Source organism: Kordia sp. (genome assembly GCF_965283645.1).
GTDB lineage: Bacteria > Bacteroidota > Bacteroidia > Flavobacteriales > Flavobacteriaceae > Kordia.
Window position 1 is genome coordinate 2,282,997 of the sequence record NZ_CBDIPG010000001.1, and the last position, 25,879, is coordinate 2,308,875.

The 25,879-nt window shown below is 33.0% G+C and carries 21 protein-coding genes; 18 read left to right on the plus strand and 3 right to left on the minus strand.

Features of this window, described 5'->3' with window-relative positions; translation table 11 throughout:
* Positions 1–107 precede the first annotated feature (107 nt).
* The 7 genes from ACQ654_RS10095 to ACQ654_RS10125 all read left to right on the plus strand — a co-directional run bounded on the left by ACQ654_RS10095 (position 108) and on the right by ACQ654_RS10125 (position 9,734).
* Complete coding sequence (locus ACQ654_RS10095; RefSeq protein WP_430410206.1) at positions 108–3,185, plus strand: SusC/RagA family TonB-linked outer membrane protein; 3,078 nt, start codon at positions 108–110, stop codon at positions 3,183–3,185.
* Positions 3,186–3,214: 29 nt separating this feature from the next.
* On the plus strand, positions 3,215–4,642 hold the full coding sequence (locus tag ACQ654_RS10100) for a RagB/SusD family nutrient uptake outer membrane protein (RefSeq protein WP_430410207.1): 1,428 nt from the start codon (positions 3,215–3,217) through the stop codon (positions 4,640–4,642).
* Between the two features lie 15 nt (positions 4,643–4,657).
* Entirely contained in the window at positions 4,658–5,662 is a 1,005-nt protein-coding gene (locus ACQ654_RS10105; RefSeq protein ID WP_430410208.1) for a PKD domain-containing protein, read from the plus strand.
* A 9-nt stretch (positions 5,663–5,671) separates the two neighbouring features.
* Entirely contained in the window at positions 5,672–6,571 is a 900-nt protein-coding gene (locus tag ACQ654_RS10110; protein ID WP_430410209.1) for a polysaccharide lyase family 7 protein, read from the plus strand.
* A 169-nt stretch (positions 6,572–6,740) separates the two neighbouring features.
* Positions 6,741–7,442: a FadR/GntR family transcriptional regulator gene (locus tag ACQ654_RS10115; RefSeq protein WP_430410210.1), complete on the plus strand. Its 702-nt coding sequence runs from the start codon at positions 6,741–6,743 to the stop codon at positions 7,440–7,442.
* Positions 7,443–7,642: 200 nt separating this feature from the next.
* Entirely contained in the window at positions 7,643–8,932 is a 1,290-nt protein-coding gene (locus ACQ654_RS10120) for an MFS transporter (RefSeq protein WP_430410211.1), read from the plus strand.
* Positions 8,933–8,969: 37 nt separating this feature from the next.
* Entirely contained in the window at positions 8,970–9,734 is a 765-nt protein-coding gene (locus ACQ654_RS10125; protein WP_430410212.1) for an SDR family NAD(P)-dependent oxidoreductase, read from the plus strand.
* Between the two features lie 57 nt (positions 9,735–9,791).
* Here ACQ654_RS10125 and ACQ654_RS10130 read toward each other — a convergent pair whose 3' ends face one another.
* Positions 9,792–10,814, minus strand: a complete 1,023-nt coding sequence (locus ACQ654_RS10130; RefSeq protein ID WP_430410213.1) for a LacI family DNA-binding transcriptional regulator — start codon at positions 10,812–10,814, stop codon at positions 9,792–9,794.
* A gap of 148 nt (positions 10,815–10,962) precedes the next feature.
* Here ACQ654_RS10130 and ACQ654_RS10135 point away from each other — a divergent pair, with 148 nt between their 5' ends.
* Genes ACQ654_RS10135 through ACQ654_RS10145 form a run of 3 tightly spaced genes read left to right on the plus strand, consistent with a single transcriptional unit; the run spans position 10,963 to position 13,229 of the window.
* A complete protein-coding gene (locus tag ACQ654_RS10135; RefSeq protein WP_430410214.1) occupies positions 10,963–12,003 on the plus strand; it encodes a PfkB family carbohydrate kinase in 1,041 nt (346 codons plus the stop codon).
* 27 nt (positions 12,004–12,030) lie between these two features.
* Positions 12,031–12,699 carry a bifunctional 4-hydroxy-2-oxoglutarate aldolase/2-dehydro-3-deoxy-phosphogluconate aldolase gene (locus ACQ654_RS10140; protein ID WP_430410215.1) on the plus strand — a complete coding sequence of 223 codons (669 nt, stop codon included), beginning with the start codon at positions 12,031–12,033 and terminating at the stop codon, positions 12,697–12,699.
* Positions 12,696–13,229, plus strand: coding sequence for a LacI family DNA-binding transcriptional regulator (locus ACQ654_RS10145; protein ID WP_430410216.1), 534 nt, complete (start codon positions 12,696–12,698; stop codon positions 13,227–13,229). Before ACQ654_RS10140 ends, ACQ654_RS10145 begins: the two co-directional genes overlap by 4 nt.
* Positions 13,230–13,264: 35 nt before the next feature.
* Here the strand turns inward: ACQ654_RS10145 and ACQ654_RS10150 are convergent, their stop codons facing one another.
* Complete coding sequence (locus ACQ654_RS10150; RefSeq protein WP_430410217.1) at positions 13,265–14,251, minus strand: restriction endonuclease PLD domain-containing protein; 987 nt, start codon at positions 14,249–14,251, stop codon at positions 13,265–13,267.
* A complete protein-coding gene (locus tag ACQ654_RS10155) occupies positions 14,238–15,317 on the minus strand; it encodes a DNA cytosine methyltransferase (protein ID WP_430410218.1) in 1,080 nt (359 codons plus the stop codon). Before ACQ654_RS10155 ends, ACQ654_RS10150 begins: the two co-directional genes overlap by 14 nt.
* A gap of 630 nt (positions 15,318–15,947) precedes the next feature.
* On the opposite strand from ACQ654_RS10155, the gene ACQ654_RS10160 reads away from it, so the two are divergent.
* The 8 genes from ACQ654_RS10160 to ACQ654_RS10195 all read left to right on the plus strand — a co-directional run bounded on the left by ACQ654_RS10160 (position 15,948) and on the right by ACQ654_RS10195 (position 25,867).
* Entirely contained in the window at positions 15,948–17,282 is a 1,335-nt protein-coding gene (locus ACQ654_RS10160; RefSeq protein ID WP_430410219.1) for a tyrosine-type recombinase/integrase, read from the plus strand.
* Between the two features lie 26 nt (positions 17,283–17,308).
* Positions 17,309–18,076, plus strand: coding sequence for a hypothetical protein (locus ACQ654_RS10165; RefSeq protein ID WP_430410220.1), 768 nt, complete (start codon positions 17,309–17,311; stop codon positions 18,074–18,076).
* A gap of 73 nt (positions 18,077–18,149) precedes the next feature.
* Complete coding sequence (locus ACQ654_RS10170) at positions 18,150–18,431, plus strand: helix-turn-helix domain-containing protein (protein WP_430410221.1); 282 nt, start codon at positions 18,150–18,152, stop codon at positions 18,429–18,431.
* A 148-nt stretch (positions 18,432–18,579) separates the two neighbouring features.
* Positions 18,580–19,521: a hypothetical protein gene (locus ACQ654_RS10175; RefSeq protein WP_430410222.1), complete on the plus strand. Its 942-nt coding sequence runs from the start codon at positions 18,580–18,582 to the stop codon at positions 19,519–19,521.
* Between the two features lie 140 nt (positions 19,522–19,661).
* Positions 19,662–19,880, plus strand: coding sequence for a hypothetical protein (locus ACQ654_RS10180; protein WP_430410223.1), 219 nt, complete (start codon positions 19,662–19,664; stop codon positions 19,878–19,880).
* Between the two features lie 209 nt (positions 19,881–20,089).
* The gene (locus tag ACQ654_RS10185; RefSeq protein WP_430410224.1) at positions 20,090–20,533 is read left to right on the plus strand and encodes a JAB domain-containing protein; all 444 of its coding nucleotides are present in this window, start codon (positions 20,090–20,092) and stop codon (positions 20,531–20,533) included.
* A 166-nt stretch (positions 20,534–20,699) separates the two neighbouring features.
* On the plus strand, positions 20,700–24,272 hold the full coding sequence (locus ACQ654_RS10190) for a DUF7149 domain-containing protein (RefSeq protein ID WP_430410225.1): 3,573 nt from the start codon (positions 20,700–20,702) through the stop codon (positions 24,270–24,272).
* A gap of 380 nt (positions 24,273–24,652) precedes the next feature.
* Entirely contained in the window at positions 24,653–25,867 is a 1,215-nt protein-coding gene (locus tag ACQ654_RS10195; RefSeq protein ID WP_430410226.1) for a tyrosine-type recombinase/integrase, read from the plus strand.
* Positions 25,868–25,879: the final 12 nt, after the last annotated feature.

Below are 25,879 nucleotides of genomic sequence, written 5' to 3' on the forward strand. Positions count from 1 at the left end.
ACTTATCGTAACATGCATATCGCTAAAATACAAAAAAAATGAATTTTAACGCTAGAAATGTGTCTTTAAGTGATTAGTTGAATACTAACTAATTAAAAAAACTAATTATGAATTTAAAAACTAAGCTAACCTATATTGTAATGCTCCTCTTTTGCGTTTCAATGTATGCTCAGGAAGCCTTTACTATCAAAGGAACTGTTGTTGCCAAAGCTGACAACCAACCTGTGCCTGGTGTAAATGTGCTTAATGTAAAAACATCAAAAGGAACAACTACAAATTTTGATGGAAACTATGAAATTAAAGCCACTAAAGGTGATGTACTTCAGTTTTCATATGTAGGATTCGTAACACAAACTGTAATTATTGACGCTCAAAAAACACTAAATATCATACTAGTAGAAGACGCTTCTCAACTTGATGAAGTTGTTGTTATTGGTTATGGTACACAAAAGAAAAGTCACTTAACAGGAGCGATTTCAAAAGTAAAAAATGAGGATCTTGATCAAATTGCTGTTCCACGTGTGGATGAAGCATTAGTAGGTCAGGTTTCTGGTGTAAATATACAAGCAACTGAAGGTGAAGCTGGTTCTGCACCAACAATTCGTATTCGTGGTACAGGTTCTATTTCTGGTAGTTCCGATCCTGCCATTGTAGTTGACGGATTGGTAGTTGATAGTGATTTCTTAGGTTCATTTGATATGAATGATATTGAATCGTTTGAAGTATTAAAAGATGCTGCTTCTGCCTCAATCTACGGATCAAGAGGTGCAAATGGTGTAATTTTAATTACAACAAAACAAGGAAAAGAAGGAAAAACAAAATTCTCATACAACTCGTTTATGGGATTCAAAGAAGCGAGACAAAGTGATGATTATTACTTTACAGTTGCAGAAACTGCAGCGGCTGAATTAGCGGCAACAGGAACACTTTCTGATAGAACTCGTTACAAACAATTAATTGGTGTTGATAGAGATTGGCAAGATGTTATTTTTGATGGCGGAACAATTACAAGTCATTCATTTAACATGCGAGGTGGAAACAAAAAGACAAAATTTACAGCTTCTTTAGGATATATTCATGATGAAGGAGTTTTACTAACAGATGATTACAAAAGATATTCAATGCGATTGAAGGTAGATTCTAAAATAAGTGACAGACTTACTATTGGAGCTAACTTAACACCATCGTATACAAACAGAAGACGTTTTGATGGTTCTACACACGATATTTTACGTCAAACACCTTGGTTACCATTATATGTTGATGAAAGCAACATTCAATTTATAAACAGATTGAGAGATGGTGGTGCATATGCAGATGTGCAAATTGGAGATTATGCCGAACAACGAATGTTTGATAATTATGATTTAAATACAATGCAACCTGTTGCTTCTGGAGGAACAAGTATTAGTAATACATCTAACACAAACCCAGCGGCAAAAGTATTGGAACGTGATCGTAATGATTACAAATTTAAATTGGCAGGTAGTTTTTACGGAAATTACAAAATTACAGATGATTTAGCATTCAGAACTACACTATCTGGAGATTACCAAAATACACGAAGAGATCGTTGGCAAGGTGTCCTATCAAGTAGAAATGGTTCTGCGGCAACACAATTAGATATCTCTACACAAAATAGAATTCACATTGTAACTGACAATATTTTATCATTCAATAAAGTAATTGACAAACATGAAATAAGTGCTATTGTAGGTTTCTCAGCAGAAAAGTGGGACACTACTTTTGAAACCATTACTGGAGGTGGATATGATTCTGATTTAGTACAAACTATTGCTGGAGCTGATCCTACTACAGTACTAGGTAATTCATACAAATTCCCAGAACGCTTATTATCTTACTTAGGAAGAGTTAATTATGCGTACGATGATAAATATTTAGTATCACTAAGTATACGTCGTGATGGTTATTCAGCTTTTGGAGAAAACAACAAATATGGTAATTTCCCAGCAGCTTCTGTAGGTTGGATAGCTTCTAACGAAGACTTTTTAAACGAAAGTGAAGTCATTAACAACTTAAAATTAAGAGTAAGTTATGGTGTTACTGGAAATCCATTCTTCAATACAGGAAATGTATTGGTAGACAAATTTCCATACTTATCACTTTTAGAATCTTCTACAGCAATAGTTGATGGAACATCTGCACCAGGATTTAACCCAATTAACTTGGCTAATCCAGATTTAAAGTGGGAACGTTCTATAGAAATTAACCCAGGAATTGACTTTGGATTATTTAACAATATTGTAACAGGTTCTGTTGAATACTATAAAAGAACAAGTGATCAATTATTAATTGACAATCCAGTTTCTGTAACTACAGGATTTGATAGTGGATTGGTAAATATTGGAGAAGTTGAAAACTCTGGTTTCGAAATAGAATTACGTACACGTAACATTACCAGAGAAAACTTCCGCTGGTCTACAACAATGTTGGCATCTCGTAACAAAAACGAATTGGTAGACTTTGCAGACTCTAACGGACAAATTCAAAATGTTGATAGTAAAAGAGCGGCAGAATGGATTAACTTAGTAGGAAACCCTATTTCATCATTTTATGGTTGGGTTGTAGATCGTGATATTCCTTTAGAATTCATTACAGATCCATATCATCCAGTTGGTGGAGAAGCACAAGATGTATATGTGAAAGATTTAAATGGTGATGGAGTGATTGATGATGATGATAAAACAATCTTAGGAAATCCATATCCAGACTTAGTTTGGAGTATTACAAATGATTTTAGAATTGGAAATTTTGACGTAAGTTTTATGTTCCAAGGAAGTCACGGAGCAGAAATCAGAAACATGGGAGATCAGTATTTATTTAACCATTTCAACAGTTCTCAGGATTTCATTTCATCAACTCCTGATCAAGAATTTATCAAAGAAAAGATCTTTACAAGTGATATCATTCAAGATGCGTCTTATGTAGCATTACGTACCGTAAACATTGGATTTAACTTTCCAAAAAGCTTACTATCTAAAATATTCTTAACGAAAGCAAGAATATATGCAACTGGTCAAAACTTATTATACTTTACGGCAAGTGATTATACAGGATTCAATCCAGAATCAATCAATGATACATCACCTACAACGTACGGATATCAAAGAGCAGGATCGCCTATAAATAGAACAATAACTGTTGGTTTAAACGTTGAATTTTAATCTAACACATAACTAAAATGAAAAATAATATGAAACAAACAAAAATTGTAGCATTGTTAGTATTGCTAGTTACTGTGTTTTCTTGTGAGAAAGATTTCTTATCACCTGAATTAGAATCATTAGTAAATGCAGAAATCTACTATACAACAGAAGCACAACTTGAAACTGCGGCAATTAACATGTATGACGGTATTCAAGGTGTAAACTCAACATCTGCAAATGATTATCACTCAATACAAGTAGAATTTTATCTTACTGAAATGCGTAGTGATAATACAAGAACAAAAGCTTCCGAAGGAGAAGCTGCACAATTTGAAAACTATACCATTTCACCAAACAATGGTATTGTTGCCGATTATTACAGAAGTTTTTACAATGTAATATTTAGAGCAAATGTAGTATTAGAAAACTTGGCTGTAGCATCTGATGCGAACAGAGCAAAATTTGAAGCAGAAGCAAAATTTGTAAGAGCATATGCATATTTTAACTTAGTACGACTATATGGAGATATTCCATTGGTAGATAGAGTAATTGGAAACAGTGATACAGAAATCTCGTTTACAAGAGTAGCTTCAACAGAAGTATATGCACTAATTATAGATGATTTACTAACTGCTATTGACGGTTTAGACAATACGTTCAGAACAAGAGCTTCAAAGGCTGCCGCTCAAGCATTACTAGCAAAAGTATACCTAACACAAGGTACAAACTACTTAGATGCACAAATACTATGTGAGGCTGTAATGGGAAGTGGGTTTTCTTTAGAAACAAACTTTGAAGATGTTTTTTACAATGAGCAAAACAATGAAGTTATATTTGCAATAGGATACAATCCCGCAGGTGTAGATAGTCAAAACTTTTCTGCAGAATGGCTTAATGCCGTAGGAAGAACAAGTGGAGTAAATTATGTTACCAATGATGCAAAAGCCGCTTTAGATGCCATAGGTGGAAATAGAGGTTTAGATGTTTCATACCGTGTAGATATTTCGCAACCAACACAAAATCAAGTTCGTAAATACATTCCAAATGGAGAAGTTGATGCCTATGCTGGTGACGATTTCTTAATATCAGATCCAACACTAGCTGGTAATGACTGGATTGTATTGCGTTATGCTGATGTATTACTAATGCATGTTGAAGCGATCATGGCTGGAGGAAACAGTACTGCTGTACCTGCCGCATTGAACTCATTTCAACTTGTTCGCAACCGTGCAAGTCTAACTACATTGGTAACAAACATTACAAAACAAGAATTGTTAGATGAAAGACGTGTAGAATTAGCGTTTGAAAATCATCGTTTATTCGATTTAGTTCGTTTCGGTGAAGCACAAAATGTACTTTCTGCATTTTCAACAGCAAACGGGTACAACTATACTGCAACTGATTTATTATTACCAATTCCACAAAGAGAAATCAACTTAAGTAACGGTGTATTAACACAAAACCCTGGTTACTAATTAATATAAAAGATAATGAAAAAACAAATCAAAAAAATAATTGGGTTTACTACAGCAATTGTATTGGCGTTTGCATTCCAGTCTTGTAGTGATTTCGAAAAATTTGATCTTCCAGAAGAAGGATCAATTGCAGACCTTACACCACCTGAAGCTGACTTCACCTTTACACAAGGAGCTGGTCCAGATGAAGAGTGGAAAAACTATACGTTCGCAAACCTATCAACAAGTGCCACTACTTATAGTTGGGATTATGGAGACGGAAATACATCAACAGAAATAGATGGCGCAAACACGTATTCAGGAGAAGGCGTATATACTGTTACGCTAACAGCTTCAGATGCATTAGGTGTTGTAAGTACATCTACACAAACTGTAGAAGTAATTGAGCCAGAAGCTCCAGCAGTTCCGGATCCTATTTTAATCAATGCTGATTTTGATAAATTACCGAAAAACAATGGTGCTTCAAGTGACTGTTCTTGCTCAGGATGGGATAATGATGACATTGGAGAACAAGGAGAATCTAGTTCTGGTAATGGAGGTTCTGATAATGTAGTAAAATTTGACAATAACGAACCAGATCACGTATACCAAGAGTTTGCAGTAACTCCAAACGCAGATTATACAATATCAATAATAGTATCGCACAAAACTATAGCTAGTACGCCTGGTACTTACCCTGGTAGTATGCTTGAATTAAGAATTTTAGCCGGAGCTGGTTATGTAGCTGGTTACACACCAACTTATTATACAGCCGCTACAGATTTTCCAAGTTCAGGGTATGGCTACACTACTCTTCCGCAAGTAGAAGATGCCGCAAATAATTTAATGGTAGAAACCATAACTAATCCTGATGATGACGATTATTTCACTTACACATATACATTTAATGCAGGTGCTAATGATAGTGTTGCCCTATTCATCAGAGGCTTAGGAGGCGATAGTAGTGTTGGTAATTACGGATATACTAGTGGAGATGAAGAAATAAGAGCTGACTCCGTAACTATTACAGCTAATAACTAATATATAAATATGACCTTTAGAACCCTATTTATTCTCTTCTTTGCTTTTAGCCTAACAATTGGTTTTGCTCAGTCTAACGATACTGAAAAAACTGATAACGTTAAAAAGGAAAAAAAGAGAAAAAAGAAAAGGAAAAAGTACAAATTACCTAAAATTGATTTATCGCATTGGAAAGTGACAACGCCTGCGGGCAATGGAAAAAAACCGCAGGAAGTGTCACCACCAGAAATATTGGACTATGCTACCAACAAAGACTTATTGCCTTATATGTACAACGATTCTGTACGTGGTGCTTTGGTTTTTTATGCATATCCAAGTAAAGCCACAACAGCAAATACCAAATATTCACGTTCAGAATTACGAGAGCAAATGGAGCCTGGCAACAACAATGTCAATTGGACATTTAAGCAAGGTGGTAAAATGAAAGGTAAACTGGCAATGGATGCGGTTTCTCGTGATAAAAATGGTAAATATCATAAAGTAATCATCATGCAAATTCATGGCCGTTTAACTAATGAACAGCGTGATCTTATTGGTCAAAAAGACAACAATGCGCCACCAATGTTGAAAATATATTGGAAAGATGGAAAAATTCGTGTCAAAACAAAAGTCTTAAAAAACTTGAGCGCTTCCGGTGAAGAAATACTACATGAAGATGCTTGGGGAGATGATGAAGGATTTACATTTAAACAAAAAGTAGGCTTCAAAAAATTTAGACTCGAAGTACGCATAAGTGAAGGAAAAATGACAATCGTTCTAAACAATAATGAATTCAAAACCTATGAAAACATTCACATGAAAAAATGGGGAATCTTTGAAAATTACTTCAAAGCAGGAAACTATTTTCAGTCACGTGAAGAAGGGGCTTTTGCAAAAGTTCGTTATTATAGTTTAGAAGTAACGCATTAATAAAAAAGTTAATTTAGTTTGAATAGATGCTTTTCATTGAATTTTACTGATCTAAAGTAGGTCAGTAAGATTCAAGTAAAGATTTTTTTCAAGAAGTTTACACGTATTCTTTATTAATTTTATAAATTTAAACATACAACTCTGGTTAACCAATTACAGAATTCAAAGTATGAAATTAGATACAGTAACAAAGACAGAAACCCTCGATCTTCAAAAAACGATTATCTCCAAAATACGAGATTTAATCAACATAAAGAATTTAGAGCCAGGTGACAAACTTCCATCAGAACGTATGTTATCTGAAAAGTTTGAAGTCACACGTAGTAATGTTAGAGAAGCTATTCAAAAACTTGAATTCTATGGATTACTAAAATCAATTCCGCAAAGTGGAACGTTTGTCGCAAATATTGGCGTAACCGCGATGAACGGAATGATTGAAGATATTCTTCGTTTAGAAGAACCAGATTTTAAATCATTGGTCGAAACTCGTATTCTATTAGAACTCAAAACGGCTCGTTTAGCCGCCTTACGAAGAACTGATGAAGATTTAATTAAAATGAAAGAAGCGTTAGATGCTTATTCCGAAAAAGTAAATAATGGCGAAGACGCTGTTCAAGAAGATTTACTATTTCATTTAGCCATTGCAAAAGCTTCTGGTAATAGTACCATGAATACATTCATGCTAATTATTACACCAGAAATCATTACCAATTTTGAAAAATATCACTTTTGTGACAAAGGATTAGCGGAATCCGGAATTTTAGAACATCAAAGTATATTTAATGCAATTAAAAATCAAAATCCGCAACTAGCAAAACAAAAAATGAAAGAACATTTTGAAGTATTATATCAATACTGTTATAATATTTAAAAAAACATAAACTCATTATTGAAGATGCACGACTTCAATACTGAAACAACATACTGGAGGGAACGTAATTTTATATGTAGAAATCGTATTGCAATTTCTTCTCAAAACAAATTACACACCATATAACTGAGCAAATTTGCTCAAACAACTAATATACAAATGCTTGTCGTACAAGGATTCGTGTATACCATACACTAAATATGAAAATAAAAGGATTACGCTGGTGGATTATAGGGTTAATCTTTATAGCTACAGTTATAAACTATATTGACAGAACTGCTTTTGCACTACTCTGGCCTCAAATGGGCGAAGATTTAGGCATGGACAAATCAGATTATGCAACAATGCTTAATGTATTTTTAGCCTGTTATGCCGTTGGTAAATTTGCGTCTGGAAAACTATATGATACCATCGGAACTCGTTTAGGATTTACCGTTTCTATTATTGTTTGGTCGGTAGCCTCTGCATTTCATGCATTTGCAAGAGGGTTGATAACATTATCCATCTTTAGAGGTCTTCTCGGCTTAGGAGAAGCTGGAAATTGGCCTGGTGCAGTAAAAAGTAATGGAGAATGGTTTCCTGTAAAAGAGCGAGCAATTGCACAAGGTATATTCAATGCTGGTGCGTCCATAGGAAATGTAATAGCGCCTTTTATTATAGTATTTCTTTACACAAAATTTGGATGGCAAACCACCTATGTTATTTTAGGAGTTGTTGGAATACTATGGGTAATTCCATGGTTATTTTTAAACAAATCTACTCCAGAAAAACATCCTTGGGTAACCGAAAAAGAAAGAAATTTAATCCTTTCAAGTAGAATTGATAAAGTGGAGGAGAATACAGAAGTAAAAGCAAAAAGTTTAAGTGTTGGTAAAATACTTAGCTATAAAGAATCTTGGGGTGTATTAACCTGTCGATTTTTCATAGAACCAATTTGGTGGTTTTTTGCAGGATGGATGCCAATCTATTTAAATGATAAATTCGGATTGAGTATTGAACAAATAGCTGGTACTATGTGGATATCGTATCTTATGGCTGCAGCCGGAAGTATCTTAGGCGGAATGTTTGTAAAAGAATTAATAAAAAAATATACAGTTGATATATCGAGAAAAGCAACGATAGCTTTAGGAGGTTTGTTAGTCTTGATAGCTTTTGTATGCATCATTACATTGGTAAAAGAAAATAACTTTATGACATTCATATATTTTGCAGGACTTGCATTATTTGGATTTCAGTTTGCAATTGGAAACATTCAAACCATATCTAGTGATTTATTTAGAGGCCCATCAGTTGGTACGTTAGCTGGATTAGCAGGTACAGTAGCCGCAGTATCTCCAATGATCATGAATTGGTTTATCGGTCAAATCACTGCTGGAGGATCATATATTCCTGCATTTATTGCCATATGTGTTTCCGTAATCTTAGGAGTTATAGCAGTATTTGTTCTAATCAAAAATATTGGTCCAGTTAGAAAAACAATAGAAGCATAAAAACGAAAAAGTAAATTATAAAATAATCATACTTACTATGAGTAAAAATAAAGGAAAAATTGCAATAGTTACAGGAGCTACAGGCGGCATTGGTTTCGCAGTAGCAAAAAGATTAGGCGAAGACGGATACACTGTCATTCTAAATGGTATAGATGACGCTGCTGGAGCTGAAAAATTAAAACAACTTACAGACGCAGGAATTACTGCTGAATATTACGGTTTTGATGTTACGAAAGAAGATCAAGTAACAGAAAATATTACCAAAATAGGAGAAAAATATGGTAAAATTGATGTGCTAGTAAACAATGCTGGTGGATTAGGTGGACGTTCTCGATTTGAAGAAATGACTACAGATTTTTACAGATTTGTCATGGCACTAAATCTTGATTCTGTATTTTTTGCTTCAAGAGCCGCGATACCATTCCTTAAAAAAGGAGAACATCCTTCTATCATAAACTACACATCAAATGCAGGATGGACAGCTGGTGGACCAGGTGCAGGAATTTACGGAACCTCAAAAGCAGGTGTACATGCAATTACAAGAGCATTAGCAAAAGATTTAGCTGAATACGGTATTCGATCAAATGCAGTATCACCAGGTACTATTGATACACCATTTCATGCTCAAATAAAATCAACAAAGCCAGAAGTTTTTGCTTCTTGGGCAAATAATATTATGCTTGGACGATTAGGTCAACCAGACGATGTAGCTGGTGTTATTTCGTTTTTAGCAAGCAAAGATGCTGCATTCATAACTGCCGAAACAATCCAAATAGGTGGTGGACAAGCATTAGGAATCTAATACAAAGAAATAAATTTTATTCTCAGCATAAGCGTTATTGTTTTTTAACAATAGCGCTTATTGTTTTTCAGACGAATCGCGTTCAATCAATTCAGCATCCAAAATAATTTTATTAAGGGTTTGCATAACGGTATCCATTTTAACACGTTTCAAAAAAGTTTCAGCGGCCAACTGCCCTATTTGTGCACTATGTTGATTAATGCTCGTAATTGTTGGTGTGACCAATGAAGTAAAAGGTTCGTTCCCGAAACCAACTAAGCAAATATCATTTGGGACACTAATATTTTTTTCTTTCAATAATTGCAATGCGCCCAAAGCGGCATAATCTCCGGCAATATACACAGCATCTGGTGGATTTTCTAGTTCCAATAATGCTTGCATTTTCAACTTTCCATCTTCAAGTGTTAAGCTACTTTCCATCAGTAAATCATCTTCATGCGGTAAATTATATGTATGTATAGCGTCAATATACCCTCTAATTCTATTATTAAAAATTCGTGTATGTCTAAAACCGCCAATATGTGCAATACGCTTACAGCCTTTTGAAATAAGGTGTTCAACAATCATATAACTACTATCATAATCATTAATTCCAATATAATCAACATTCAAATCATTCTCTCCTCTATCAAATAATATCAATGGAATTCCTTTCGACTTTATTTTTTCATAATATGACAAATCAACAGTTTCATTTGCCATAGAAGCGATAATGCCATCAACTTGTGTAAAAAGTAACGTATCTATATTACTGCATTCCTTCTTAAAAGACTCGTTAGACTGCGTAATGATAATATTATAACCTTCCTTATTCAGTACTTCTTCTATATTTTGAATAACAGATGAAAAAAAGTTACTACTAGTTTTTGGGACAATAACACCTACTAAATTACTTTTCCCTTTTCGCAACGCGCTGGCTAAATGATTGGGTTGATAATTTAATTCTTTAGCAACACGTTTTACGGCGTCTTTGGTTTTTGCACTTATTCTAGAATCGTCATGAAGTGCTTTCGAAACAGCCGCAGGCGAAATATTCAGCATATTCGCAATGTCTTTTATCGTAGTTCTTTTTTTTTTCACTTAGTTTTTATATATTTGCTTAAACGTTTAAGCAAAAGTAGCTTTTTATAGCTAATAATCAAAACCATCTCAGTTTTGATTTATTTTTAACGATTTGCTTAAACGTTTAACCAAAAAAGATATTTTAACAATTTAAGACGATATAAAGATGAGTAAAGTAGTTACTTTTGGAGAAATTATGCTTCGTTTAGCACCTCCTGGTTTTTTGAGATTTTCACAAACAAATAGCTTCGACGTTGTATATGGTGGAGGTGAATCTAATGTAGCTGTTTCTTTAGCTAATTATGGTGTTGATGTTGATTTTGTAACACGATTACCAAACAATGATATTGGACACTGTGCCATGATGGAAATGAGGAAACGTGGTGTTGGCGTTAACAAAATTGTTTGGGGCGGAGACCGTTTGGGAATTTACTTCTTAGAAACTGGTGCCGTAAGTAGAGGAAGTAAAGTTGTATATGACAGAGCACATTCAGCTATAGCTGAAGTAACATCAGGCATGATTGACTGGGATTCAGTATTTGATGGTGTTGAATGGTTTCATTGGACAGGAATTACACCTGCAATATCGCAAGGAGCAGCAGATGTTTGTTTAGAAGCCGTAAAAGCTGCAAGTGCCAAAGGAATTACAATTTCTACAGATCTAAATTACAGAGCAAAACTTTGGAAATATGGTGGCGATCGTGAAGCAATAATGACCGAACTAACGTCGTATTGTGATATCATTTTAGGAAATGAAGAAGATGCAGAAAAACACTTTGGTATTCATCCCGAAGGATTAGATGTGCACAAACATGGACACGATGTAAAAGCAGAAGCATTTTTATCAGTTTGTAAACAAATGATGGAAAAATTCCCAAGAGCTAAAAAAGTAATTACAACATTAAGAGGTTCAATATCAGCTTCTCACAACACATGGGCTGGTGTATTATATGATGGTTCAAAAATGTATGAAACACGCCAATATCAAATTACAGATATTGTAGATAGAGTTGGTGGTGGCGATTCATTTATGGGTGGATTAATTTATGGATTATTAAAATATCCTGAAGATGATCAAAATGCATTAGATTTTGCAGTAGCGGCTTCATGCTTGAAACACACAATCAAAGGAGATGCAAATTTATCAACAATCGCCGAAGTAGAAAAATTAATGGGTGGTGACGCATCTGGAAGAGTTGCGAGATAATACAAATTCAACAAAAATAAATTTAGAATGGCACAATATTCAAGACTCGAAGTAGCGCAGGTAATGAAAGAAACCGGAATGGTTCCGCTATTTTTTAATAACGATATAGAAGTTAGCAAAAAAGTGCTAAAAGCTTGTTATGACGGAGGTGCTCGCCTACTAGAATTTACTGCTCGTGGCGATTTTGCGCATGAAGTTTTTGGCGAATTAACCAAATATGCAATTGCAACATTACCCGGAATGATTATGGGAGTTGGCTCAGTTACTGATGCCGCCGCCGCTTCGTTATATATGTCGCTTGGCGCGAATTTTATTGTAACACCTGTATTACGAGAAGACATTGCAATTGTGTGTAACCGACGCAAAGTATTATGGTCGCCAGGTTGCGGATCGTTGACAGAAATAGCAAGAGCAGAAGAATTGGGTTGTGAAATTGTAAAATTATTCCCTGGCGGAATTTATGGCTCTAATTTTATCAAAGCAATAAAAGGTCCACAACCTTGGACAAGTGTTATGCCTACTGGTGGCGTTGCTCCTACTCGTGAAAACTTAGAAGGTTGGTTTAACGCAGGTGCAACCTGTGTGGGAATGGGTTCAAAATTGATGGCAAAAAAAGAAAATGGAGACTTCGATTTAGAAAAAATTGAAGCACTCACAAAGGAAGCTATCCAGATTATAAAAGAAGTAAAAAAATGAATTTTTCGCAATCAGCAATCACATTAAAAGAGTTATCGCAGTTATCTGGCTTTTCAGTTTCAACGGTTTCTAAAGCGTTGAATAATAAATTTGACATTAGTCTTACAACACGAAAAGCCATTCAAAAAATTGCGTCTAAGCATAATTATGTACCCAATAATTATGCGGTTGCTTTGCGTAAAAAACAAACGAAAGCGATTGCCATTATTGTTCCACAAATCAATACAACTTTTTATAGTTGCTTTTTGCACAATATTGAAAAAGTAGCTTCAAAATATGGTTATCGCATTATGTTGTTTCAATCTTTTGAAGAACGTAAACGCGAACAAGAATGTATGAAAAATATTAGTGATGGTAGTGTTGACGGTGCCATTGTAGTATCGTCTAACTGTTTACTCAGTGAAACTTCTGGCAGAAAACACAATTTGCCAATTCAATGCATTCAACTTTCTAAAGAACTTCATGGCAAACAGCTTAAGCATGAATGTATCAATGCGTTTTCGAACTTGTTAAAAGATATTCATAAGTAATAACTTCAAAATCCAAAACTAAAGATAAAACTATTCTAAATATTTAAATCGTTTACCGAAAAATCGAATAAAAAAGTTTCGTCATTAATTTTGACTAACGTAAAGTCTGTTCTTCCATATGCTATTAAATGGTCAGCTGTTAAGAAGGTACCATTTGCTAAATTTAGTCTATTACGAATATATCGTCCCAACTCACTATTATCATTTGTTGTTTGAACTCCTTTTCTTCCACCTTGAGCTACAACACAATCCAGAACAACATTATCATCTGTAAGCATCGTAAAAGTAAAGCCTCTTTCTGGAAGAAAACCTTCTTTACGAGCCGTTTTTTTGATACTTAAATAAGCTTGATCGGGATTTCTAGAGGAATATTTAACTACTCCTGTTCTTGGGTTTGTACTTTTAGCTTTTCTTTGTCCCCAATTTAATCCTGATTTTTCGGGTAAAGTTCCATCTTTTTGTAAAAAACTTATTCGGACAGATTTATTAGGTACTATCCATTGTATTTTACCAGGCGCTATAGTTCCTTCAACATTAGGCATTTCTTCTGAAACGCTTTCTTCAACTTCAATAGCAGTCATTAGTTGCGAGTTTGGAATTAAAGAGTCATAGAAATCTTTAATTGTTTGAGGCTCTTCATCACTGATTTGATTTATCTGTTTATTCGAAAAAAAACCATATTGACTGTAATTTGCAGAACCTGCGAATCCTAGATCAGGTTTACCATTAGTAAACCAAGAATATACTTTGCTATGTACAGAAACTGAACCATTATAGTAATGTCCCATAAATATCTGAGGATATTCATCATATAATTGCAAAAAAGCTTCGTGATCACTTTTCTTAGACGGCATACCTACTATTAAATTGATTTTAAAATTTATACCATGCGAAACTAAATCTGTAATATGTCGTCGTAAAAATGTAGCAGATGCATAACCGCTTACTATGTATAATTCACTAGATTCTTCTACTCTTGCTGGTTTAATAAGAACATTTTCGTATAAATTATCTATTCTCATAGGCATAGCTAGGTTCTACATGTGCATAATTAATCCCTGCAAAAGTTCTCAAAATAGATTCAAAAACTATTTTAGATAACACAGGAGGAACAGCCATTCCTATTTGTTTTCTTACGCTTTCTTTTGAGCCTAAAAAAAGATAATCATCTGGAAAAGTTTGAATTCTTGCTCTTTCTCTATTCGTTAATGCTCTATTTTCTGCGTAATGATAGCCGTGTGTTCCACCACCACCACTTCCTGTGATTGTGTAAGAAGGCTTATCTGGATGCAATTTTTTATAAATTTGACTTAGTTTAGCGCCTTTAACATTTAATTGCAAGTGCTTGGGTAAACCTTCTTTCCAAACGTTTTCTCCTGGATTAATATATGATAGCCTTTCAATTACTTTTGCACTTTGCCGAGTCCTTTCATTATTCAGTGCATTTAAAGGTATCGGTGGTATTTCTAATGCTTCTCTTGAGGTTCTATAATTTTCTTGGTTTGGAGTAGTAGGCGCAGGAACTTGAAAAAGTAAATCATGATCTTTTCTTATCCCTACAATAATTATTCTGTGTCTTGTTTGCGGAATTCCGTATTTTTCACTTCGGTATAAGTTAATTGTAAGATTGTAACCATTCTCTCCCGAATTTTCTAAGTCATGTAATATTTTCTTGAAAGATTTACCTTCATTTGCAGAAGTAATACCTCCAACGTTCTCTGCAACAAAAAAATGTGGATTGAACCTATTGATAACGTTAATTCCATAAGAATATAAAGGTCCAAATTTTCCATTAAAACCCAACTGTTCTCCAACCAAGCTAAAATCATTACACGGAAAACCGTATGCAAAGGCATCTATAAAAGGAAGTGCATCAATATTTAACTCTTTAACATCACCGAAAAATACATTATCATCATTCGCTCCGTCAATATTTTGCTTGTAAGTTTCACAACTATCTTTATGAAAATCGTTTGCCCAACCATGACGAATATTAAATTGTTCATTGTTATGATTAAAATTAACGTTCATTGCGCCATGCGACAATCCGCCTGGTCCTGAAAACAATTCTCCTAATGTAAATTCCATATATTGATTTTACTTTTTCTCCAACAAATTTTCTATATAATTCATCAAATTGAATCTAATAAAGCTTTTATCTGTATTCTTACTAGCTACTTTTAAAGTAGCTTCCATCAAATTATTCTTAATTATCAAACGATTATTGAATTAGTAAGACACTGTACATTCAAAAGTGGCAATGTACCAAATTCAAAAACATTTTATCTATTATTCATTGGAGAACAAATCTAAAAAAATTAAATGCTTTTTATATTATTTTTAATATAAACTACTTGATGAAAAATTGAATTGTTTGGTGCGTTGCTTGCATGATGACTAGATAAAACGCAAAATGTTTATCCAGAAAAACTTCAACCCATAAAAAAACCCTTCAAAATCAAAAAGATTAAGAAGGGCTTTCGTACTCGAGGCGGGACTTGAAACCATTCAATTTGATACTTTCTGAAAAACATTAAAGAAAGCTAAAAACCTCAACAAAATCGACACTTTAAAAGCAACATTAAGCACTTATAAAAATCTATTCTAATTGAATAAAATCTAACGAAAGGGAATTTTACCGTACAAAAATCGTACAAGCCGTACAAAAAACATTTTTTATTAGCTACATTTGTATTGTTCAAATAAATACTTTCAAAAATGGCAACGGTAAATTTCTTATATCGCTCTACACGTAAAAGAGCCGCTTTAACACTTCGTTTATTATTTAGAGATACCCAAAGCAAAGATCATGCGATTGACGCTAAAACTCAATATTTTGTAGATACTGAATACTGGAAACTTCACAACAAAAGAACGAAAGACGCTAACATCAAAAACAAACAAGTTGAGGTAAAAGCGCATTTAATTGAGATTGAAAACTTTGTACGCGATGCCTTTATCAATGAAAATGAAAAAAACGTTGATAAGGAATGGCTAAAAGATCAAATACACCTATTCTACAACCCAATACAAGAAAAACAACAAAGCGAACTTTTAACGGATGCTATACAAAGCATAATAGATGAAGCACCAACGAAAAAAAATGCAAAGGGCGGTATTGGGTTATCTAAAAGTCGAATAAACTCTTACAAGTCTTTAAAACGAATGATTGCAGAATACCAAAAACCGAAAAAATTCAAAGTAAAAGATATTAACGTAAGGTTTTCTAATGATTTTCTCAATTACCTATTGAATACTAAAAACTATCAAAAAAGCTATGCGCTTAAAAAAATCACAGATTTAAAAACTGTTTGTCGTAATGCTGAATTGAACGGAATCGAAACAAATATTCAATACAACAAAATAGAAAGCACCAAGCCAAAGAATGAAAACATACTGTATTTAACAACTAACGAACTCGAAGCCATAGAAAATACAGTTTTACTGAATGAAGCGCATAAAAACGCTCGTAAATGGCTTTTACTAGGGTGTGATTTAGGTCAAAGAGGTGGCGACTTATTAGAACTTACTAAAGACAACTTTGTTACAAGGGATGAATTAGAGGTTATTGAATTGCAACAACAAAAAACAGGAAAAAATATAACGATTCCTGTTTTAGAAACAACAAAAAAAATTCTCGAAAGCGGTTTACCTCATAAAATATCAATTCAAAAATTCAATAAATACATTAAAGAGGTTTGCAAATTGGCTGGGATTGATGAAATGATACAAGACAGTAAAATAACTGTTATCGAACTAGGAAACGGCAACACACAAAAGCGAAAAATTGAGGGTACATATCAAAAATGGGAATTGATGTCTAGCCATGTGTGCCGTAGATCATTTGCAACCAATCAGTACGGGGAATTACCAACACCACTAATTATGCAAATAACGGGGCATTCATCAGAAAAGATGCTACTTAATTACATCGGCAAAAACTCACTCGACTACGCACGACAAATAGCCGATTTCTACACGATACAAGCCTTAAAAAAGCAAAAAGAATCAAATCTAAAGGTAGTTAGTAAAAAAGCTTCAAATCAAAATTAAAATAACTCTATTTAATCTTTACCGCTATGAGTTATGAAAACATTACGCCCATATTTAACAACAAATTGGATAGACTAAAATTCCTAGTTAAAAAATACAAGCATGATTTTGAGATTGAAAAGAAAAAAGGAAATGAAGCTTTGCAAACTTTTTTAAAAATTTCAATACACGACATAGATGAGGTAATTGCGGACATTTTAACCGAAATTCAAACCGTTAAAATGACTGAAACAAAAATAGTTGATTACACGTATTACTGCAAAAGACTAAACAGCATTAAAACCAATTTTGAAAAGGAAAAACAAGAAAATGATTTTGATAAAGATGAAACAAATGATTTCCTGGACTTTTACAAAGAAATAGATATTAAATTAAGACCTCAACCAAAAATATTACTCCCTAATTCAGATGAACTCACAAAGCAGTTTAAAGACGTTGTTTTCAATTCCGAAAAAAAGACTGTTAAATCAAAAGATGAAAAAATATTTCCCGATTTTTTCAAGGGAGAAAAAAACATAAATTTTCAAATTTTCAACCTCTTTTCTAAAAAGTATATTCTAAATACCTACAAAGATTATAGTTTTCTCATTGCTAAAATGAAACATGAAAATCGTGTTCACAAACGAACTCATAAAATATGGTATAATTGGCTACATCAAGAAAATTATATCAATGAAATACAGTATGATATTTTTTTAAAAAAAGGCAATTTGGAAACACTAAATAAATCTTTTAGCGAACAAAGACAAAACAATTACTACAACGTTATTCAAGAAATAGAACCCGAAAAATAAAGAATCGGAAAAAACGCCCGAAAATCGGAATTGAAACAGATAGATATTGCACCAAAATTAAAAATATTTATCCATGAGCAACATTTCAATATTTCAAACAACACCGGACGAAATCGCTGAAGCTATTGCAAAAAGCGTAAAAACTCAATTAGACGAACTTAAAAAGAATTGGCAACCGAAAGAACCTACTGAATACTTAACACGAAATGAAGTAGCTGAAATGCTATCAATAGACCTGTCAAGTGTTCATAATTGGACTAAAAAAGGGATTATAACAGCTTATCAAATTTCGGGGCGTGTGTACTACAAAAGAAAGCAAATCGAAAACGCTTTAATTGAACTCAAACAAAAGTAAGCATCACAATAAAAAAGGCTTGCTTATTACTTCATTGAAATAAGAAAAGAGAGCCTTTCAAAACTCTCTTTTTTTGTTCAAATATCCGTTTCAAATACGGCAACGCATTCAAAACTATTTTCAAAAATACTTAATTCTTACCAAAATCGTGGACGGTGTAAAAATAATATGCGTTGGCACTACTCTCGAACAATGGGAAAATAACCCATTAATAAAATTTAAAAGCACGCTAAACGAAGATACAGCAGAAATAAGCAAAAAGAAATTTGCCACTTACAAAGGCTTATCTTTTATCGTTAAACCGAAATTAAAATCAAAAGGCTTTAACTTGATAATACGTGGCTCAATAGCACAATATTATAATAACGGGAAAGATAATGCCTTTGATTATGATTTCGATATGCTAAAGCAGACAATAAATGAACTTTGCGAAAAGTTTAATATAAACCACAAAACAGCCATTATACAGCATTTAGAAATAGGCGTGAATATATCGCTAGATAAAAATATAGATTCCATTTTAAGCGGACTTATAGCATATCAAAATGATATTTTTACACACCCAACACCTAAAGGTAAATTCAATGGCAAAGAAATTTACAGACAGGAATACAGATATAAAATATATGATAAAGGATTAATGATTAACAAAGCACATAAAAATCTACTAAGAATCGAATTTGCTGCTAAAAGTAGAAAGTATTTAAGAAAGCATAATATTGAAGTATTAGCGGACATTTTAAATATTGATAATCTGAATAGCTTAAAAGCGGAACTAATAGATTTTTGGCAAAATACGATCTTTCATTCTGACAAAATGCAATTTGACAAAATGACGAATCAACAACATATAAAATGGCTTACTTTATGCGATCCTACACATTGGGAAAAAATTAATAGATCACAACGTTTTAGGGCAAAAAAAAGGTTTCAACAGTTGAAAAATCAATTTAGCACTACCAGAACCCAAGAAAAAATTCTGCAAATGATAAAAGATAAGTTTAAAGATTTAAGCATAGAAAACACTATAAATACAAATCAATCTTTACACAACACCCAAAATAAAAGCGTAACGCTTTACGCTATGTGATAAACACGTAAAACGTTACGCTTTTATGATGAGGTAAGTATTAGTAAGAGAAAAAGCAACGATTAGCACACCCACACTAAAATAATAATGTAGTCTTTTTATTAAAATACTATATTTGTGTAACTCAAAACGTAAAACCAATGCAGGACAACATAGATAGTATCGTAAAAGCCTTAAAAGTAGTCAAAGCAGAAAACCCAAACAGCGAAGCAATATCTTTACTAGAAGACGCATTAAAAAAGTCTATGAAAGTTTACATTTTAAATATGGCTTCAATGGGATCAGTTATTGACATGAACGAAATAAAAGAGAACTTTAAAAACGGTTTGGAATTATTGGACGTTTTCAATAGGAAGTAAAGAAAATCGTAAAAAGGTACTGTAAACTAAAATTCCATGTAATGCAATACGTTGCGCACCGCTTTTAGTCCACGCTTAACCCTTTTTAAGCAACTGTAACGGTATTTGTAACGCCTATGAGTGTAACGCTTGCTAAATATATTTAAACAGCAAACCAAGTGATTTCAATCTCGTATTTTTCTATACTACAATCATTAAAAAATTAACCAATGAATTTACGCTTACCAAAAGACGAAGACATAAATATTGCCAATGGCGAAGACGTTGCACGCATCATGCGTAAAATACTATTACGTCAAAATAGATTACACCGTAAAAAGGAATACTTTTGGGCAATTGGTTTAAATACCGCAAATGACATTGAGTATATCGAACTCGTTTCAATTGGCACGTTAAGCGTAGACAACATAGAACCCGTAGACGTATTCAGCTTTGCAGTATCAAAAAAGTGTACAAAAATCATTATTTGTCATAATCGCCCAAGCGGGAACTTAAAACCTACTAAAAGCGTTCAAAAACTAACATACAAACTACTACAAGGCGCAAAAATTCTAAATATTTTGTTACTCGATCACATTATAATATGTGAAGATAAAGAGTATTTTAGTTACGGAGATAGTAAAAGCTTTCCAAAAGAAGAAGATTTCGAGTAGTTCTTTTTTGCTTGAATACCTCAACATCATAGCCAATTTAAAAAAATACGCAATTCCGTAAGCTAGTTTTAAAAGAAGTCACTATTTTTAAATTCTTACATTTTCAGTAAAACAGTATAGTAATACTGCTAAGATTTGTAAATGAAAATATTCTTTACTAAAAACTATGAATAAAATAAATACTAGAAAGGCACTTAATCCAGCTTATCGAAAACATAAACCACTACGTAAAGACGTAACCAATTTTACTACACAATTACAAAACTGTATTGACGCTGTAAAGTTAAGTGATAGTAATGGAGAATACGAAGAACATATAAAAGCACATTTTATAAAGTTTTTTAAGTCTACGTTCTATGCGGATAACTACATAAATACTAAAGATAGAATTGATTTGGCAATCTACTTGGATAATACTGTAAAATCCGATGTAGGTGTTATTATTGAAGCAAAGAAACCAAGTAACAAAGCAGAGTTTCTAACTACTAAAAACCTTAATCGGAAAGCATTACAGGAACTTCTTTTATATTATTTACGGGAACGTGTAGACAATGAAAATAATAATATTAAACATTTGATTGCTACAAATGGCTATGAATGGTATTTGTTCAACGCATCCGATTTTTATGATTATTTCTATAAAAACAAAGCTTTACTAAAAGAATATAAAGCCTTTAGAGATGGACTCAAAGACACCTCAAAAAATGAACTTTTCTACAATGAAATTGCAAAAAAATATATTGCAGAGGTTGAGCAGAGTTTGCCTTATGTTCACTTAGATTTTTCAAAAACAGATTTCAATAAATTAAGTGATGCACACCTAAATACACTTTTCAAAATATTTTCAGATGTCCATTTGTTAGGGCATTCGTTTGGCAATGATAGTAACCAACTAAACAAAGCTTTTTACAATGAATTACTGCATATCATTGGATTAGAAGAAATAAAAGACAAAGGAAAAAAAATCATAAATCGCAAAGATCAAAAAGATAGAGACTATGCGTCTTTACTAGAAAATGCAATTGTATTACTCGAAGATAGAGATTACTTAACCAATGTAAAAAGTGTAGACAATGGAGCAGACAAAGCCTTTAACGTAGGCTTAGAATTGTGTTTGACTTGGGTTAACCGTATTTTATTTTTAAAGCTTTTAGAATCGCAATTAGTAACCTATCATAAGGATGCAAAATATAAGTTTCTACAATCAAATTTTGTACATGATTATGATGAATTGAATGACTTATTCTTTTCCGCATTAGCAAAGCAAGAAGAAGAAAGACACCCAAAATACAAAGAAAAGTACAAAGATATTCCGTACTTAAACAGTTCTTTATTTGAGCGAAATACTTTAGAATCCGAAGCTTTTGAAATTTCAGCGTTAAACAATGACGAAATTGTAATTTATAGCAGTACTGTTTTAAAAGATGCAAACGGAAAAAGGCTAAAAGGAAAACTTTCTACGTTAGATTACCTGTTTAAATTCTTAGATGCGTTTGACTTTGCCACAGATGGAAATGAAGGAATTGAAGACGGACAAGAATCCAAATCGTTAATAAATGCTTCTGTATTAGGGTTAATATTTGAAAAGATAAACGGCTACAAAGAAGGCTCATTTTACACGCCTGCATACATAACCATGTATATGTGTAAAGAAACGCTTAGACGTGCTGTAATACAGAAATTTAAGGAACATGAAGACGACGAAATAGAAACCTTTGAAGACTTACAGTCATACTGTCTGAAGAAATTTAGAATAGATGATTTAAAACGATTTAATGCAATTGTCAACAGTTTGCGTATTTGTGATCCTGCGGTGGGTTCTGGTCACTTCTTAGTAAGTGCCTTAAATGAATTAATAGCCATAAAAAACGAACTACGAATTTTAGTTGATGCCAAAGGCTTACCGCTTCGCTGTGATATTGAAATCGTAAACGACGAATTATATGTATTAGATGATAGAGGTGCATTATTTGAATACAACCCAAATGACAAAGAAAGTGTGCGCATACAACACACCTTATTTCACGAAAAACAAACATTGATAGAAAACTGTTTATTTGGTGTAGACATTAACCCAAATTCAGTAAAAATATGCCGTTTGCGTCTGTGGATTGAGTTACTAAAAAACGCCTATTATAACAGCGATAACCGACTGCAAACACTTCCAAATATTGACATAAATATAAAGTGCGGAAACTCTCTAATAAGTAGGTTTACTTTAGATGATGACTTAAAAGACGCTTTTAAAGGCAAAGAAGTTGCACACAGTTTCATAGATTACAAAAATGCAGTTGCAGAGTACAAAGAAACCAATAGCAAAGAACGCAAGCGCGAAGTATTAGAAATAATTGACGAGGTTAAAAACAACTTTAAAAGCACGCTAGACAATGCCTTTATAGACAAATTTCAAAAGGCACAAGGGAAACTTATAAACGAGCAGGAACGACAAAAAAACCTCAAAGCCTTTGAAGAAAAAATAACCAAAGTAGATAGAGACAAACTCAAAAAACTGAAAGTAAAAGCTGAAAAAACCTATTTTGAAAAAGAAGAAATTGTAAATAATGCCATATACCGCAATGCCTTTGAGTGGCGTTTTGAATTTCCCGAAGTACTCGAAGATGATGGTAGCTATATTGGTTTTGATGTGATTATAGGAAATCCGCCTTGGGTTTCTTTAATGGGAAAACATAGTTCAATTAAGGATGAATCATTATTGAAATTTTACAAAAAAAGTTTCCCCGAAAATACATACATGCCTAATTTATATGAGTATTTTGTGAAAAGAAGTATAGAATTATTGCATAATGATGGTTACAATTGTCAAATTGTTCCTGACCGATTAGGCTCAAATGAATCTCTTAATTATTTGAGGGAATATATTTTAACTAAAACAATTTTAATTGAAGTTACTTACAGGTGGGATTTCCCTGATATAATAACAGATACAATGACTTTTTTACTTAAAAAGAGCCTTAAAGAAGATTATCAAATCAGCGTGAAATATAACCCTAAAGCACAGAATATAGAAATATCAAATAAAACATATTTGACAAATAGCAATTTTGACTTCAAGAGTTATAAAAACAGTCATATTTTTTCTTTAATAGATAAACTTAACACTTTTCCAAAGTTAAAATCTATTGCATCAGCTACTTCTGGATTTGGTGGGAAATCAAAGTTAATAACAAACGAAAAGATTAATTCTAATCAAATAAAAATATTAAAAGGTAAATCTATAGGAAGATTTAAAACATTAGAAACCTTATACTTTGAATTTAATGATACTAATGTGACAGGAAGAACTAGAGATACTTACAAGTTGGGTTATATTCCAAAAATTTTATTAAGAAAAACAGGAATACCATTGATTTGTACCATTGATTTGACTGGAGTATTTCCCGAACAATCACTATATTTTATTTATGAGGTCAATGATAGTATCAATCCTTTATTTTTATTATCATTAATGAATTCGAAATTATTAAATTTTATGTACTTGAATGAATTAGTTACAAATATAGATAGTACCCCACAGCTTAAAAATAGCGATCTGTATAAATTTCCAATAGCCTTAACAGAAAATCAAGATGATTTTGTATTTAAGACTAACCAAATCTTATCTGTAAAAAAAGACAACCCACAAGCAGACACAAGTAAGTTAGAAAACGAAATAGATCAAATGGTATACGAACTCTACGGACTTACCGAAGATGAAATACAAATTGTGGAAAACAGCTAAAAAAAGCTAAAAGTTGAAGTTATGATTACGGACTAACTAACGTAAGCAACACAAGAAGTCTTTTGAAGTCAAAAACACCAAAAACAACATTGACCGTACAACAATCGTACAAAACAAACATCATAAAATATAAAAACCCTTCAAAATCAAATGATTAAGAAGGGTTTCAGTACTCGAGGCGGGACTTGAACCCGCACGGCCCAAAGGCCATTGGATTTTAAGTCCAACTCCTTTTGAACTCATTTGAACGTATATACGCTAAAAATCAATTGATTACCAGCATTTTAATAAATTCATTGTTCAGAAAAAACCATGAAAAAATACTAAATGTTTTACCTATGTTTTACCCAAATTTCGTAACTTAGATAAAAGATAGAAACATGGCAACAAGTGTAAAAGTGCTTTTACGAAATAAAGCTAACAAAGAGGGACTCTACCCATTGGTTGTGAGAATCATTAAAAATCGTAAGCCTTCGTACATATATATTGGTCATTACATTGACAAAAAGTATTGGAACGAAGATGAGCGTAAGGTACGAAAATCACATCCAAATTCTGCACGACTGAATAATCTCATTGCTGCTAAACTTGCTGAAGCAAATAAAACACTCATTGAACTACAATCCAATGATATGGAAATAAGTTCTCAGCAAATTAAGAAAGAGATTAAGAATCCAATGAGTGATAAGAATTTCAATGATCTTTCAAAGGAATACCTCAACGAACTTGAATCAAATAAAAAACTCAATCAATTCTATGCTGACAGAGTTAGAGTAAACCACGTCATTAATTTTTCTAAATCAACCTCACTTAGCTTCCGTGAGATTGATGAAACCTTTCTCAGACGATTTATGTCGTATCTAAAAATTGAAAAAGGAGTTAGTCAGCGATCAATCATTAACAATCTAGTAGTAATAAGAACATTATTTAATCGAGCAATCAGAAGTGGAATCGTTGAACAGAAGTACTATCCTTTTGGAAGAGACAAGATCAAAATCAAGTTTCCCGAATCAAAAAAAGTTGGACTCTCTATTGAAGAAGTTCAAGCGATTGCAAATAATGAAGAACTTAGTACCGCAGAACAACACGCACGTAATGTATGGCTCTTTAGCTTCTATCTAGCAGGTATGCGAGTTGGTGATGTATTAAAGATCAAGTGGGGTGATATCTATGATGGTCGCCTCCACTATCGCATGAACAAGAATAGTAAATTACTATCGTTACAACTACCCGAAAAAGCTATTGATATCATTTCACACTACAAAGACTCAAGACAAGAAAATGATGACTTTATCTTTCCCGAAATGAAGAAAGCAAATCTAAAATCTCCTAAAGACATTTTAGCCAAAACAAAAACTGCTACCAAGAAGTTCAATAAGTACCTCGCCTCTATCGCAACTAAATGTGAAATTGACAAGAAGTTAACGATGCACATTGCTCGCCATACCTTTGGCAATATATCGGGTGACAAGATTCCAATTCAAACCTTACAGAAATTGTATCGTCACTCTTCAATTACTACAACGATTAACTATCAATCTAACTTTACGCATAAAGAAGAAGATGAAGCTTTGAATAAGGTATTGGACTTCTAAATATTTCATACC

Bases quoted from the DNA above. Each gene is read 5' to 3' on its own strand.
- ACQ654_RS10150 (WP_430410217.1), bottom strand. From the start codon at position 14,251: ATGAGAATAGATAATTTATACGAAAATGTTCTTATTAAACCAGCAAGA.
- ACQ654_RS10145 (WP_430410216.1), top strand. From the start codon at position 12,696: ATGAATTTTTCGCAATCAGCAATCACATTAAAAGAGTTATCGCAGTTA.
- ACQ654_RS10140 (WP_430410215.1), top strand. From the start codon at position 12,031: ATGGCACAATATTCAAGACTCGAAGTAGCGCAGGTAATGAAAGAAACC.
- ACQ654_RS10125 (WP_430410212.1), top strand. From the start codon at position 8,970: ATGAGTAAAAATAAAGGAAAAATTGCAATAGTTACAGGAGCTACAGGC.
- ACQ654_RS10190 (WP_430410225.1), top strand. From the start codon at position 20,700: ATGAATAAAATAAATACTAGAAAGGCACTTAATCCAGCTTATCGAAAA.
- ACQ654_RS10195 (WP_430410226.1), top strand. From the start codon at position 24,653: ATGGCAACAAGTGTAAAAGTGCTTTTACGAAATAAAGCTAACAAAGAG.
- ACQ654_RS10155 (WP_430410218.1), bottom strand. From the start codon at position 15,317: ATGGAATTTACATTAGGAGAATTGTTTTCAGGACCAGGCGGATTGTCG.
- ACQ654_RS10105 (WP_430410208.1), top strand. From the start codon at position 4,658: ATGAAAAAACAAATCAAAAAAATAATTGGGTTTACTACAGCAATTGTA.
- ACQ654_RS10170 (WP_430410221.1), top strand. From the start codon at position 18,150: ATGAGCAACATTTCAATATTTCAAACAACACCGGACGAAATCGCTGAA.
- ACQ654_RS10115 (WP_430410210.1), top strand. From the start codon at position 6,741: ATGAAATTAGATACAGTAACAAAGACAGAAACCCTCGATCTTCAAAAA.
- ACQ654_RS10185 (WP_430410224.1), top strand. From the start codon at position 20,090: ATGAATTTACGCTTACCAAAAGACGAAGACATAAATATTGCCAATGGC.
- ACQ654_RS10135 (WP_430410214.1), top strand. From the start codon at position 10,963: ATGAGTAAAGTAGTTACTTTTGGAGAAATTATGCTTCGTTTAGCACCT.
- ACQ654_RS10110 (WP_430410209.1), top strand. From the start codon at position 5,672: ATGACCTTTAGAACCCTATTTATTCTCTTCTTTGCTTTTAGCCTAACA.
- ACQ654_RS10165 (WP_430410220.1), top strand. From the start codon at position 17,309: ATGAGTTATGAAAACATTACGCCCATATTTAACAACAAATTGGATAGA.
- ACQ654_RS10095 (WP_430410206.1), top strand. From the start codon at position 108: ATGAATTTAAAAACTAAGCTAACCTATATTGTAATGCTCCTCTTTTGC.
- ACQ654_RS10100 (WP_430410207.1), top strand. From the start codon at position 3,215: ATGAAACAAACAAAAATTGTAGCATTGTTAGTATTGCTAGTTACTGTG.
- ACQ654_RS10180 (WP_430410223.1), top strand. From the start codon at position 19,662: ATGCAGGACAACATAGATAGTATCGTAAAAGCCTTAAAAGTAGTCAAA.
- ACQ654_RS10160 (WP_430410219.1), top strand. From the start codon at position 15,948: ATGGCAACGGTAAATTTCTTATATCGCTCTACACGTAAAAGAGCCGCT.
- ACQ654_RS10120 (WP_430410211.1), top strand. From the start codon at position 7,643: ATGAAAATAAAAGGATTACGCTGGTGGATTATAGGGTTAATCTTTATA.